Raw genomic sequence first — 13606 nt, 5'->3', positions numbered from 1 at the left:
GCTCGACCTTTCACGGAGGGCGGTCATGCCGCGTCGAAGGTGTCGGCGGTGCGGGGGTGGCCGGTCAGCGACAGGAACACCTCGTTGAGGTCGGGCCGGTCGACCGCGAAACCCCGCAGGGTGATGCCCGCGGCGCGGCAGGCGGCGACGATGTCGGCGCCGAGCGCGACATCGGGCAGCGCGACCGTCAGCGTGCCGGTGGAGGAGCCCTCGGGGACCTCGCCGGTGAGTTCCTGGATCAGCGACTCGGCGCGGCGCAGGTCCGCGGTGTCGGGGATGTCCAGGCGCAGCACCTGTTCGCCGATGGAGGCCTTGAGCTCGGCGGCGGTGCCCTCGGCGACGAGGGTGCCGCGATCGATCACCGCGATCCGGTCGGCCAGCGCGTCGGCTTCCTCGAGGTACTGGGTGGTGAGCAGCACGGTCGCGCCGCGTTCGACCAGTCCGCGCACGATGCCCCACATGCGGTCGCGGGTGTGCGGGTCCAGGCCGGTGGTCGGTTCGTCGAGGAAGATCAACGGGGGCACGGTGATCAGCGTCGCGGCCAGATCCAGGCGACGGCGCATGCCGCCGGAGAACGCGGAGACGCTGCGGCGCGCGACGGCCGAGAGCTCGAACTCCTCGAGCAGTTCGTCGCTGCGCGCGGCGGCGTCCCGGCGGGACAGGCCGAGCAGCCTGCCGAACAGGCGCAGATTCTCACCGGCGGTGAGGGTTTCGTCGACGGAGGCGTATTGCCCGGTGAGCCCGATCATCGAGCGCACGGCGGTCGCCTCGCGCACCACGTCGAAGCCGAACACCTCGGCGCTGCCACGATCGGGGCGCAGCAGCGTCGCGAGCATCCGGACCGTGGTGGTCTTGCCCGCACCGTTGGGGCCGAGCATCGCGAAGACCGAACCGGCCGGGATGCTGAGATCAATACCGCCGACGGCGGTGAAGTCGCCGTAGGATTTGCCGAGTCCGCTGGTGCGGACGGCGATGTCGGTGGTCACAGGGGCCTCCCGGCATGGTCGAGTTCGGGGGTCGGGAAGGTCAGGGGGACAAGGGTTTCCACCTCGTCGGCGGCCAGGGCGACACCCCGCTGGGGGAAGGTGTCCGCATAGGCGGTGGCGCGCGCGATCACGTCCGGGTCGGCGACGCGGTCCAGCAGGGCGGTGAGCCGGTCGGCGGTGAGCTCCGCGGCGCGCAGGGTGCCGGCCAGGCCCAGCCGGGCCAGCGCCCGGCCCCAGTACGGCTGATCGGCCTGGATCGAGCAGATCACCTGCGGCACCCCGGCACGCAGCGCGGCGGCGGTGGTGCCGGCCCCGCCGTGGTGCACCGCGGCGACACAGCGCCCGAACACCGCGGCGTGGTCGACCTGCTCGACGATCGCGACCTCGGGGGACAGCTCCGGCTCCAGGCCCGCCCAGCCCGCGGCCAGCAGCAGCCGCCTGCCCCGCCGCGCGCAGACCGTGCGCAGCATCGCCACCAACGCCGCCGGATCGTCGACGGCCATCGAGCCGAAGCCGACATAGATCGGCGCGGGGCCCGCGTCGAGCCACGCGGTGAGCGCGGGATCGGCGGGGCCGCCGAGGAATCCGTCGGCGTCGACGGCGAAACCGGTGATCGGATGCCGATCGGGCAGTTCGGCCGCCAGCCCGGGGAACAGGTCGATGTCGTAGGCCTGGATCGAGACCCGGCCCGGCAGGGGATGTTCCACGATGCCGAACTCGGCGAGCGGCTCGGCCAGCGCGGCATCGCGCGCCCATCGCAGGCCGGACCAGATCCGCCGGTTGAGCGCGCCGGGAATCCGGGCGCCCCACGCGGTGGGGACGACCGGCACCGAGCGATTCGGGTGGATGGGAAAGAAGTGCACCGCGGCCAGCGGCAGGCCGACCCGCCGGGCGGCCTTCTCGGCCGCCTCCTCGCCCGCCATCCCCGTCACCAGCACGTCGTGGCCCGGCGCGAGCGCGAGCAGGTCGCGCACCGCCTCGGCCACGCCACGCCGCTGCAGATCCAGCACGGCCCGCAGCCGCTGGCGCGGGCTGAGGCTGCGGAACCGCCGGTCGTCGTGCTGGGTGCGCAGCAGCTCGGCGCTGTCGCGACCGAAGCCGACGGCGGGAATGCCGTGCGCGGTGGCGAAGTCGACGAGATTGGGGGAGAGGGCGAGCGTCACCGAGTGCCCGCGAGCCAGCAGCTCGCGGGCCAGCAGGATGCCGGGTTGGGCATCGCCACGGCTGCCGGTGAAGGCCAGCAGTGCACGCATCGTCAGCCCGCGCTCAGCGCTGCCGACGCGGTGTCGGCGACCGGGGCGCTCGCCACGGGCGCCGCGAGGGTGGTGACCGCGTAGATGGCCCTGGCGAATTCGGTGAGGAAGCGATCCATCACCTCGGCGGCGAGTCCGGCCGGGTAGCGGGTGGACACGTAGAGGCCCTCGGGGCCGCGTACGACCCAGAAGTACACCTCGTCGGTGGAGTACGACACCGCGCGCAGGGTGCGTCCGCGCAGGTCGGCGACCAGTTCGTAGTCCGGCAGCATCCGGATGTCGAGGAACGAGGCGCCGAAGGTCGGGCCTTCGAGCGCGCCCGCCATCGCCAGCGACCGGCCCCAGGAGGCGTCGTTGCAGATGTGGGCGCGCTTGAGGGCGGCCCGGGTGACGTCGAGCGCGGCGCCCATGTCGGCGCCCGCGGGCAGGGTGATGTCGACCGGCACCACGTTGACGAACCAGCCCATCGACTCGAGCCAGGTCAGGTCGGGGCGGGTCGCGATCGGCATGATGGTGCGGAACCGGTCGTCGCCGAACACCTCTCGCGAGGCGGCCGCCAGCGCGGCGAACACGGTGACCGAGAGCCGGTGCTTGAGCCGGCCGAGCGCCTCCTCGACCTCTTCGAGCTGGTCGAGGGTCAGCAGCGTGCGCGAGACACTGGGCTGGGCGTGCTCCCCGTCGAGCGCGGCCACCATGCCCTCGGCGAAGCGGGGCATCGGCGAGCCGGGCGTGCCGACGAAGTCGCGCCACACCCCGACGGCGGGGGAGTCGGGGGTGAGTTCCTCGGCGGCGGCGCGTTCGACGGCGGCGAAGTCGGCGGCGCTGCCGAAGGTGGCCGAATCGCGGATCTCCCCGCCGTCGCGCACCGCGGTGTAGAGGGTGCGCAGTTCGAGGATCAGCACGGCCTGGGAGTAGGCGTCGAGCACCGAGTGGTCGGCGGCGACCAGGACGGTGAAGTCGTCGGTGTCGTGGGCGACGGTGGCCACCAGCAGATGCGGCCAGATCAGCGGCGACAGTCGCAGTTCCAGTGCCTCGCACAGGAATTCGTTGATCAGGTCACCGTCGGTGAGTTCGGGGACCGGCGCCGAGGCGACCCGCACGGTGCCGGGGGCGGTGGTGATCCGGTGGTAGTCGCCGTCGCCGGTGGGGGCGACGGTGGTGCGGAAGCCCTCGTGGCGGTCGTGCCACAGCTCCAGGGTCCTGGCCCACACCCGCGCGTCCAGCGGCGCGTCCATCTCGAAGATGGTGCCGATCCAGCGGCCGCGACCGGGGGTGGGGTCCTCGGGATCGAGGAAGCCGAGGTACTGGGAGTGCACGCTGGCGAGCGGGCGTTCGTCGTCGTACCACGAGCCGGCGTCGGCCAGCTCCGGGGTCCAGATGGACAGGGCGCCGGAGCGGATCGTGAATTCGGACAGATGGGTGTATTCCATGCGGGGTCACCTCGAGGTGCAGTGCATGCCGAAGACGGCGCGAACGGGGATGTCGGTGACCGCGGTCGCGTCACCGGATGTTGCTCTGGATCCCGCACCGGATGTAGCTGGCGAACCCTGGGCTATCCCGAGTCTATAACTCTGAGAGTTTTCTGAAATATGCGTTAGTCACAACTGGCCTATGTGAAGAAGCTCACTTTCAATTTGTCTCGGAACGCCAGCGTAACCCGGTGCCCCTGAAGTAAGGGGGTTTCAGTTCAGAAAGTCCGGGACCGAATCAGTGGATGGGCGCTGACCTGTGGTTATGTCGTGGCAGTCGGCCCGAACTCGGCGAGCACGGTGCCGTGGCGGACCACGCCGGAGAGCCCGGGGAGCTCCGCCGGGGGCGTCCAGGACCGGAATCCGTCGTAGCTGTCGCTGTAGACATAGCGGCCGTCGGTGTAGGCGTCGAGGTAGATCCGGTGCCCGCCATCGGGCAGGCGGACCACCGACTGACCCTCACACGGGCCGCCCCAGCCGGCCCAGTCGCCGGTGGCCACGAAGGAATAGGGGCCGATCGGGCGGTCGGCCACGGCCAGTTCGATCAGCTTGCTGTCCTCGTTCTTGACGAACGCGAACAGCCGGCCCGCCAGCCGGACCAGGGTGGTGTCGATATAGCCGAGGGACCCCGGTCCGCCGGGGCCGAGGCCGAGCAGCGGCACCGGCGGCGCCCAGGTCGTCAGGCCGGGGTCGAGGGGGATCAGCAGGTGCGGGGTGAAGCCGTGACCCCAGGTGAGCGAGACGATGATGCCGACGCGGCCCGCGGCGTCGGCGTACCACTCCGGCGCCCACGCGCCGTCGAGCCTGCCCGCGACCAGCATGGGCACCGGGGCCATGGCGGTCCAGGTGATCCGGTCGAGGCTGTGCGCCAGGCCGATCGCGGTGGCGTCACCGGCGATCGTGTAGGTGAGGTAGTAGCGGCCGTCGGTGTGCCGCAGGATGCTCGGATCGCGGACCAGGCCCGTGGGCGGGGTGTAGGCGTCCTCGTCGACGGGGGTGAACGCCGTGCCGTCGGCCGACTCGTACACCGCCAGCGTGGTGTCGCTGTCGGTGCGGAAGGCGGTCATCGTGTAGCGGGTGGGCGTGCGGTCGGGGTCGACCCCGACGCCGGGACCCAGGGCGGATTGCGCCCGTGCGGTCCCCGCGGCCAGCAGGGGGAGCCCGGCCAGGAGTGCGAGTGCGGATCGTCGGCCCACCGTCATCGCCATGACCGGGGATTATCCGATCGCGAACGGGTCGGGCGGCGCAGGCGCGCCGCGACAGGGTCAGCCGCGCGCCGCGACGGTCTCGGTCTCGGGCGCCGTGGGCGCCGCGGTGATCGGCAGCTTCGCGTCGAGCGCGAGCCCGAGCAGGCCGATCGAGAGGCAGACCGCCGAGACGACGACCGCGATCGGATCGGTGTGGCCCGCCAGGGAGCCGGCCAGGACGACCGTCGAGATGGTGCCCGGCGCCGAGCCGACGAGGGTGGCCGCCAGATAGGGCAGCACCCGCACCGAGGACAGGCCACAGCAGTAGTTGACGATCGAGAACGGCGCGAGCGGGATCATCCGCAGCGCGGCCACCGCGAGCCAGCCGCGCTGGGCCAGGCGATCATCGATCGCGCGCACCGCCGGGTGGTGCAGATGCCCGGCGACCCGGTCCCGGCCGAGCGCGCGGACACCCAGCAGCGCCAGTGTCGCGCTGATCCCGGTCGCGCCAAGCGCGACGATCGAACCGAGCACCGGGCCGAACAGGACACCACTGGTCACGGTCAGCACGGTGCGCGGCACCGGCGCCACCGCGACCAGCGCGTAGAAGAGGAAGAACAGCAGCGGCAGCAGCGGACCGGCGCCGCCCGCCCACTCCCTGATCTGCTGCGGCCCGGGCAGCGGCACCATCATCGCCACCACGAACAGCACGGCGACCCCGGCCAGAGCCATGAGCAGGCGCGGGGAGCGGATCAGTCGGGACACCGGGTAAGCGTACCGGCCGGTAGGGGATGGCCGGAGAGAGTGGACAGGGTGTCACAGTTAGCATCATGTAAGAACCGGACACATCCTGGTTCGCCGCAGTATTCCGCTGCTGGGCTGATGCTGCCGGATCGGCAGTACACCGGGATGCGGTCGTCGAATGGAAGAGAGAACAGCAGCTATGCCGATTGGTTCAGAGTCCGGGGCGGGACTCGCGCCGGATCCGGTGCCCGAGTACGCCGCGTGGCGCAAGGGCGTGGCGGGCGTGCTGGCGAAGGCGCGACGGGTCGAGGTCGCCGAGCTCCCGGCGGAGCCCGAGCATCTGCTCGACGAGACCACCTATGACGGGTTGACCATCGCCCCGCTCTACACCCGCCGCGACGAGCTGCCCGAGCAGCCGCTGCCCGGCGCGTTCCCGTTCGTGCGCGGTGGCAGCGCCACCCGCGACCCGCAGCGCGGCTGGTTCGTCGCCGCGTTCGCCGGCTCGGCGGATGCCGCGGCGACCAACCGGACGATTCTCGGCTGGCTGGAGAACGGCGTCAGCGCCGTGTCGCTCGGGATCGGCGCCGAGGGCGTCGCACCCGCCGACATCCCCACCGCGCTGACCGGCCTGCTCTTCGAGCTGGCCCCGCTGACCCTGGTCGCGGGCGCCGACGTCGAGGCCGCCGCCGCGCAGGTCTTCACGGTGCTCGACGGCTACCAGCTCGCCGAGCGCGCGCAGATCCAGGTCGGCCTGGGTGCCGCGCCGCTGACCAGCGCTTTCGCCGGCGCCGCCGACATCGACACCGAGCAGGCCGTCGCCCTGGCGGCGCGCGCGATCGCCCGCCCGGAGACCGTCCGCGCGATCACCGTGGACGGCACCGCCTTCCACAACGCCGGCGCCGCCGACGCGCAGGAGCTGGGCGCGTCCGTCGCGGCCGGTCTCGCGTACCTGCGCGCGCTGACCGCCGCCGGTGTCGACATCGCCGACGCGTTCGGCCAGCTGGAGTTCCGCTTCGCGGCCACCGACGACCAGTTCGCCACCGTCGCGAAATTCCGTGCGGCCCGGCGCCTCTGGGCGCGCGTCGCGCAGGTGTGCGGTGCGCCCGCCTTCGGCGCGGCCCCGCAGCACGCGGTCACCTCGGCCGCCATGATGACCCAGCGCGACCCGTGGGTGAACCTGCTGCGCACGACCCTGGCCGCCTTCGGCGCCGGTGTCGGTGGCGCCGACTCGGTCACCGTGCTGCCGTTCGACTCCGCGCTGCCCGCGGGCGAACTCGGTGTCTCGCAGTCGTTCTCGGAGCGCATGGCCCGCAATATCCAGCTGCTGCTGCTGGAGGAATCCCGCCTCGGACATGTCCAGGACCCGGCCGCCGGCTCCTGGTACGTCGACTCCCTGACCGACGACCTGGCCGCCAAGGCCTGGGAGTTCATGCAGGAGATCGAGGCTGCGGGCGGTTACCCCGCCGCGCTCGCCGCTGGCCTGGTCGCCGACCGCATCGCCGAGACCGCCGCCACCCGTGCCGCCGACATCGCGCACCGCAAGACCGCGGTCACCGGTGTCAACGAGTTCCCCAACCTGGGCGAGACCCCGCTCTCGGAGCAGGCCCGCGCCGGGGATTCGGTCGCGCGCTACGGCGCCGCGTTCGAGTCGCTGCGCAACCGCTCCGACGCGTTCCTCGCGGCCACCGGCGCCCGCCCCAAGGCGCTGATCGTGCCGCTGGGCCCGGTCGCCGAACACAACGCGCGCACGATCTTCACCGCGAACGTGCTGGCCTCCGGCGGGATCGAGTCGGTCAACCCCGGCCCGCTCACCGTCGACGGGATCGCCGCGGCCGCCACCGAATCCGGCGCCCCCATCGCGGTGCTGTGCGGTGCGGACAAGCGCTACGGCGAGGAAGCGGGCGCCGCGGTCGAGGCCCTGCGCGCCGCGGGCATCGACACGGTCCTGCTGGCCGGACCGGAGAAGTCGGTCGCGCAGTACAGCGGTACACAGCGTCCCGACGGGTACCTGACCCTGCGCATCGACGCGGTCGCGGTCCTGTCGCAGCTGCTGGAGAAGGTGGGAGCCTGATGACGACATCCGATATCGAGCACCTGATCGGTAGTTTCGCCGAGGTGCCGCTCACCGAGCACGCGCCGACGGCCGCCGAGGTCGACGACGCGCAGGTGAAGGAGTTCGTGGCCGAGGCCGCCGCGGCCAACCACACCACCGCCGATCAGCTCACCTGGGCCACGCCCGAGGGCATCGACGTGCCGCCGGTGTTCACCAAGGCCGACCGCGACGCCGTTGTCGCGCAGGGCTATCCGCTGGACACGGTGCCCGGTGTGGCGCCGTTCCTGCGCGGTCCCTACCCGACCATGTACGTCAACCAGCCGTGGACCATCCGCCAGTACGCGGGCTTCTCCACCGCCGCCGACTCCAACGCCTTCTACCGCCGCAACCTGCAGGCCGGTCAAAAGGGGCTGTCGGTCGCCTTCGACCTGGCGACGCACCGTGGCTACGACTCCGACCACCCGCGCGTGCAGGGTGACGTCGGCATGGCCGGTGTCGCGATCGACTCGATCCTGGACATGCGCCAGCTGTTCGACCAGATCCCGCTGGACCAGGTGTCGGTGTCGATGACCATGAACGGCGCGGTGCTGCCGATCCTGGCGCTCTACGTCGTCGCCGCCGAGGAGCAAGGCGTCACGCCCGCGCAGCTGGCCGGAACCATTCAGAACGACATTCTGAAAGAGTTCATGGTCCGCAACACCTACATCTACCCGCCCAAGCCCTCGATGCGGATCATCTCCGACATCTTCGCCTTCACCAGCGCCGAGATGCCGAAGTTCAACTCGATCTCCATCTCCGGCTACCACATCCAGGAAGCCGGTGCCACGGCCGATCTGGAGCTGGCCTACACCCTCGCCGACGGCGTGGAGTACATCCGGGCCGGTATCGCGGCGGGCATGGACGTCGACAAGTTCGCCCCGCGCCTGTCGTTCTTCTGGGCCATCGGCATGAACTTCTTCATGGAGGTCGCCAAGCTGCGCGCGGGCCGGCTGCTGTGGAGCGAACTGGTCTCGAAGTTCGAGCCCAAGAGCGCGAAATCGCTGTCGCTGCGTACCCATTCGCAGACCTCGGGCTGGTCGCTGACCGCGCAGGACGCCTACAACAACGTGGCGCGCACCTGCATCGAGGCGATGGCCGCGACCCAGGGCCACACCCAGTCGCTGCACACCAACGCCCTCGACGAGGCGCTCGCCCTGCCGACGGACTTCTCCGCCCGCATCGCCCGCAACACCCAGCTGCTGATCCAGCAGGAGTCCAACACCACGCGCCCGATCGACCCGTGGGGTGGCTCGTACTACGTGGAGTGGCTCACCCACCAGCTCGCCGAGCGCGCCCGCGCGCACATCGCCGAGGTGGAGGCGCACGGCGGGATGGCGCAGGCGATCTCGGAGGGCATTCCGAAGCTGCGCATCGAAGAGGCGGCCGCGCGCACCCAGGCGCGCATCGACACCGGCCAGCAGCCGGTGATCGGCGTCAACAAGTACCAGGTCGAAGAGGACCAGCAGGTCGAGGTCCTCAAGGTCGAGAACTCGCGCGTGCGTGCCGAGCAGATCGAGAAGCTGGAACGCCTGCGCGCCGAACGTGATTCGGCCGCCGTCGAGGCCGCACTGGCCAACCTGACCCGCGCCGCCGCCTCGTCCGAGGGCGGGATGGAGAACAACCTGCTCGCGCTGGCCATCGACGCCGCCCGCGCCAAGGCCACCGTCGGTGAGATCTCCGACGCACTGGAGAAGGTCTACGGCCGCCATCAGGCCGAAATCCGTACGCTCTCCGGTGTGTACCGTGACGAAGCAGGCAAGGCTTCCAACATCGGCGCGGCCATCGCGCTCGTCGAGGAGTTCGCCGAGGCCGAGGGCAGGCGCCCGCGCATCCTGGTCGCCAAGATGGGCCAGGACGGCCACGACCGCGGCCAGAAGGTGATCGCCACCGCGTTCGCCGACCTGGGCATGGACGTCGACGTGGGCCCGCTGTTCCAGACCCCCGAAGAGGTGGCGCGCCAAGCGGCCGACAACGACGTGCACATCGTCGGTGTCTCCTCGCTGGCCGCGGGTCACCTCACGCTGGTGCCCGCCCTGCGGCAGGCGCTGGCCGAGGTCGGTCGCCCCGACATCATGGTCATCGTCGGCGGTGTCATCCCGCCCGGCGACTTCGACGAGCTGTACGAGGCGGGCGCCGCGGCGATCTTCCCGCCCGGCACGGTGATCGCCGACGCGGCCATCGACCTGCTGAAGAAGCTGGGTGCCTCGCTCGGACACGAGATCGGCGGCGGCGCGCAGGCATGACCGGTGAGCGCCCGGAGGCGGTAGCCGGCGTCACGACGAAGGGTGCCCGAGCATGCCGTTGGGGAACACGATGAGCGAGCCCGCACAGGGAGGCGGGGGTGCCGTGGCGCACCCCCGGCTCGGCACCACCGCGGGTGTCGGGGCCCCGCGCAACGAAGGCAGGACCGTCGCCCGTGCCGCGCGCACGATCGATATCGGTGAACTCGCCGACGGGATCCGCGCGGGTCAGCGTGCTCCGCTGGCCCGGGCGATCACGCTGGTCGAATCGACCCGCGCCGATCACCGGGAGCTGGCCCAGCAGTTGCTGCTGCGGCTGGGGACCGAGCCGGGCACGGTCGTGTCGAACCGAGTCGGCATCACCGGTGTGCCGGGTGTGGGCAAGTCGACCTTCATCGACGCGCTCGGGATGTACCTGCTCGGCAAGGGGCATCGGGTGGCGGTGCTGGCCGTTGACCCGTCCTCGACCCGTACCGGTGGTTCGATCCTCGGCGACAAGACCCGGATGGCGCGGCTGTCGCTGGAGGCCGACGCGTTCATCCGGCCCTCGCCGACCGCGGGCACGCTCGGCGGCGTCGCCAAGGCGACCCGCGAGACCATCGTGCTGCTCGAGGCCGCGGGCTACGACGTGATCCTGGTGGAGACCGTCGGCGTCGGCCAATCCGAGGTGACCGTCGCCAATATGGTCGACGTGTTCTGTTTCCTCACCCTGGCCCGCACCGGTGACCAGTTGCAGGGCATCAAGAAGGGTGTGCTGGAGCTGGCCGAGCTGGTCGCGGTGAACAAGGCCGACGGCAAGCACGAGATCGAGGCCAAGGCCGCCGCGCGCGAGCTGGCGGGCGCCCTGCGCCTGATCCACCCGCACGATGCCCTCTGGCGGCCGCCGGTGCTCACCATGAGCGGCCTCGAAGGTGTCGGCCTCGACAAGTTCTGGGACACCGTCCTGGAACACCGCCGCGTCCTCACCGACGCGGGCGAGTTCGCCGAGAAGCGCCGCCGCCAGCAGGTCGACTGGACCTGGACCATGGTGCACGACCAGATCCTGCGTCGCCTCGCCGACAATCCGGCCGTGCGATCCGCACGCGCCCAGATCGAATCGGCCGTCCGCGACGGCACTCTCACCCCGGCGCTGGCCGCCGAGGAAATCCTGCGCGCTTTCGACGCCTGACAACTTTTCGCGACCCAGGGGTTGCGCGAAGTCCTGTCGGTGTGAATACTTAGGTATGTGCCTAAGTATTCGGGTGGTGAGTCGGACGGGGGACTGGACAGTGTCTTCCGGGCGCTGGCCGATCCGACGCGGCGGGCGATCGTCGAGCGGCTCGCTCGGGGTCCGGCCTCGGTGTCGGATCTCGCGGCGCCGTTCGAGGTCGCGCTGCCGACGATCGTGCAGCACCTGAAGGCGCTGGAGGCCGGGCGGATCGTCAGCTCGGCCAAGATCGGGCGCGTGCGGACCTATCAGCTGGCGCCGGGGGCCTTCGGGTCCGCGATCGACTGGCTGCGGCAGCAGCGACCACCGGCCGAGCGTCAGCTGGACCGGCTCACGGCACTACTCGTGGAATCAGCGAACAACGCAGAGGGAGAACAACAATGAACGACACCGCTACCCGCTCCATCAACCACGCCCAGTTCACCATCGAGCGCGAGGTGCCCGTGGCGCCCGCGGTCGCGTTCCAGGCGTTCGCCGACCCCGCCATCAAGAGCAAGTGGTTCGGCGGCGAGGAGGGCTGGGAGCTCACCGAGGCCTCCGTCGATTTCCGGGTCGGTGGCATCGAGGTCAACGAGGGCGTCTTCCAGGAGACGGTGACCTCGCGCTTCGTCGCCACCTACACCGACATCGTCGCCGACGAACGCCTCGTCTACACCTACGACATGTGGCTCGACGGTGCCCACATCTCCACCTCGGTCGCCACCTGGGAGTTCGAGCCGACGAGCACCGGCACCAAGCTCACCCTCGTCGAGTTCGGCGCCCACCTCGACGGCCACGACACCGGCGCCCAGCGCGAAGAGGGCACCCGCGAACTGGTCGCCGCCCTCGCGAAGTACCTCGAATCCGTCGCCTGATCACCCGTGCCCCATGTCCATCCGCATCGGGGCGGGCCGCTGCCCCGGCGCGAGGACCAGGAACTGGCCCATCATGCCCTGGTCCTCGTGATGCAGCAGGTGGCAGTGGTACATGTAGGGGAAGGTCGGGTCGGTGTGATCGGCGAAGTGCATGGCCAGGGTGTACGTGGCGCCCGGTGCCGTGTACACCGTGTCCTTCCAGCCGGAAAGCGCTGGGGGCGGCGGATTTCCGTCGATCGCGAGGATCTGGAACTGGACATCGTGGATGTGGAAGTTGTGCGGCCAGTTGTCCTCGTTGCGGACCGACCAGACCTCGGTGGTGTCGACCGGGATGGTCAGATCGATGCGGTTCATGTCCATCCGGCGGTTGTTGATCATGAACCACCGCAAGGCGAAGGTCCGGGTCGGCGGTGTGTTCGCCGCGGTGAGCGGCCGGATCGGCACGAGCGCGGCGGGCACGGCCGCCGTGGGGCGCAGGGTGTCGGCGCCCCGGAGGGCCAGGATGTCGAAGGTGTCGTCGAAACCGAACTCGGCCGCCCGATCGATCCCCGCGCGATCCTCGATCGGGAGCGACCGTAACGTGACGGTTTCACCCGCGCGGACGGTGACCACGATCTCCGACCTTTCCCCGGGACTGAGCTGGATTCGGGACAGCGCAACGGGTTCCGGGAGCAGGCCACCGTCGGTGGCGATCAGCTGAAATGTTCGGCCGTCGCCGAACGCCAGGTGGTACAGGCGGCCCGACGATCCGTTGAGGACACGCAGCCGCACCCGCTCGGTGGTGACGTCGAGATGGGCACCGACGATGCCGTTGGTGACGATGGTGTCGCCCAGCAGGCCGACATCGGTCGCGTCGGATTCGTCGATGCCGCCGTCGGCGGTGAACCGGCGGTCCTGGATCACCAGCGGGATATCGTCCACCCCATAGGTTTTCGGCAGGTCCAGCGCATCGGCCGGATCGTCGTCGAGCAGGAAGAAGCCGGCTAGTCCGCGGTGGACGTGCTTCTCGGTCGCGCCGTGCGGATGCGGGTGATACCAGAGCGTGGCCGCCTGCTGGGCCACCGTCCAGCTCGGCGTCCACACCGCCCCTGGCGCGATCATCTGATGCGGTCCGCCGTCGACCGCGGCGGGCACGTGCATCCCGTGCCAGTGCACCGACGTCGGTTCGGGCAGGTCGTTGGTCACCGTGACGCCGACCCGCTCCCCGCGGCGGGCCCGCAGCGTCGGGCCGAGGACCGACCCGCTGTACCCCCAGGTCGCGGTGCGGGTGCCGGGCAGCATCTCGGTGCTTCCGGCCTGGGCCCGGAGCGTGAACCGGCGCACGCCATCGGCACCGACGGTCGACGGCGCCTGCGGCGGGATCGGCAGCGGACGCGTGCCCGCCGGTGCCGCGGGGGAGGCCGTGCGGACCGAGCATCCGACGGCATAGGCGAGCGGGGTGAGGGCGAGCCCGGTGAGGAAGCCTCGGCGGGAGACCACGTGTCGTACTCCTTGTCTGTGCGGGTGCCTCCAGCTTCGATCGGGCCGGGCCCCGGCGACTCCGCCCCGGAGCCGGATCGCGGGCGGTCGATTCC

General features: G+C 71.0%; 11 protein-coding genes. 5 read left to right on the top strand and 6 right to left on the bottom strand.

Translation table 11 applies throughout. The annotated features are described in order from the left end of the window. Positions 1-23: 23 nt before the first annotated feature. The 5 genes from ACFVW6_RS27715 to ACFVW6_RS27695 all read right to left on the bottom strand — a co-directional run bounded on the left by ACFVW6_RS27715 (position 24) and on the right by ACFVW6_RS27695 (position 5660). Complete coding sequence (locus tag ACFVW6_RS27715; RefSeq protein ID WP_378826150.1) at positions 24-986, bottom strand: ATP-binding cassette domain-containing protein; 963 nt, start codon at positions 984-986, stop codon at positions 24-26. Then, positions 983-2239, bottom strand: coding sequence for a glycosyltransferase (locus tag ACFVW6_RS27710; RefSeq protein ID WP_378826148.1), 1257 nt, complete (start codon positions 2237-2239; stop codon positions 983-985). The genes ACFVW6_RS27715 and ACFVW6_RS27710 overlap by 4 nt, the downstream gene beginning before the upstream one ends. A gap of 2 nt (positions 2240-2241) precedes the next feature. Further along, on the bottom strand, positions 2242-3669 hold the full coding sequence (locus ACFVW6_RS27705) for a condensation domain-containing protein (protein ID WP_378826146.1): 1428 nt from the start codon (positions 3667-3669) through the stop codon (positions 2242-2244). Between the two features lie 302 nt (positions 3670-3971). Continuing rightward, entirely contained in the window at positions 3972-4916 is a 945-nt protein-coding gene (locus ACFVW6_RS27700) for a hypothetical protein (protein WP_378826144.1), read from the bottom strand. A gap of 57 nt (positions 4917-4973) precedes the next feature. Next, positions 4974-5660 carry a TVP38/TMEM64 family protein gene (locus ACFVW6_RS27695; RefSeq protein ID WP_355271809.1) on the bottom strand — a complete coding sequence of 229 codons (687 nt, stop codon included), beginning with the start codon at positions 5658-5660 and terminating at the stop codon, positions 4974-4976. Positions 5661-5838: 178 nt separating this feature from the next. Between ACFVW6_RS27695 and ACFVW6_RS27690 the strand changes: the two genes are divergently transcribed. The 5 genes from ACFVW6_RS27690 to ACFVW6_RS27670 all read left to right on the top strand — a co-directional run bounded on the left by ACFVW6_RS27690 (position 5839) and on the right by ACFVW6_RS27670 (position 12032). Continuing rightward, the gene (locus tag ACFVW6_RS27690; protein ID WP_378826142.1) at positions 5839-7710 is read left to right on the top strand and encodes a methylmalonyl-CoA mutase family protein; all 1872 of its coding nucleotides are present in this window, start codon (positions 5839-5841) and stop codon (positions 7708-7710) included. Next, positions 7710-9974, top strand: coding sequence for a methylmalonyl-CoA mutase (gene scpA, locus ACFVW6_RS27685; protein ID WP_355271812.1), 2265 nt, complete (start codon positions 7710-7712; stop codon positions 9972-9974). The genes ACFVW6_RS27690 and scpA overlap by 1 nt, the downstream gene beginning before the upstream one ends. A 70-nt stretch (positions 9975-10044) precedes the next feature. Beyond that, positions 10045-11139 carry a methylmalonyl Co-A mutase-associated GTPase MeaB gene (meaB, locus tag ACFVW6_RS27680; protein ID WP_378826140.1) on the top strand — a complete coding sequence of 365 codons (1095 nt, stop codon included), beginning with the start codon at positions 10045-10047 and terminating at the stop codon, positions 11137-11139. Between the two features lie 57 nt (positions 11140-11196). Further along, positions 11197-11562, top strand: a complete 366-nt coding sequence (locus ACFVW6_RS27675; protein WP_378826138.1) for an ArsR/SmtB family transcription factor — start codon at positions 11197-11199, stop codon at positions 11560-11562. After that, entirely contained in the window at positions 11559-12032 is a 474-nt protein-coding gene (locus tag ACFVW6_RS27670) for an SRPBCC domain-containing protein (RefSeq protein ID WP_378826136.1), read from the top strand. Before ACFVW6_RS27675 ends, ACFVW6_RS27670 begins: the two co-directional genes overlap by 4 nt. Here ACFVW6_RS27670 and ACFVW6_RS27665 read toward each other — a convergent pair whose 3' ends face one another. Continuing rightward, the gene (locus ACFVW6_RS27665) at positions 12033-13511 is read right to left on the bottom strand and encodes a multicopper oxidase family protein (protein ID WP_378826134.1); all 1479 of its coding nucleotides are present in this window, start codon (positions 13509-13511) and stop codon (positions 12033-12035) included. Positions 13512-13606: the final 95 nt, after the last annotated feature.

The sequence above is a fragment of the Nocardia sp. NPDC058244 genome (assembly GCF_042882065.1).
In the GTDB taxonomy this organism is placed as follows: domain Bacteria; phylum Actinomycetota; class Actinomycetes; order Mycobacteriales; family Mycobacteriaceae; genus Nocardia.
This window is presented reverse-complemented; position numbering and strand designations above follow the sequence as displayed.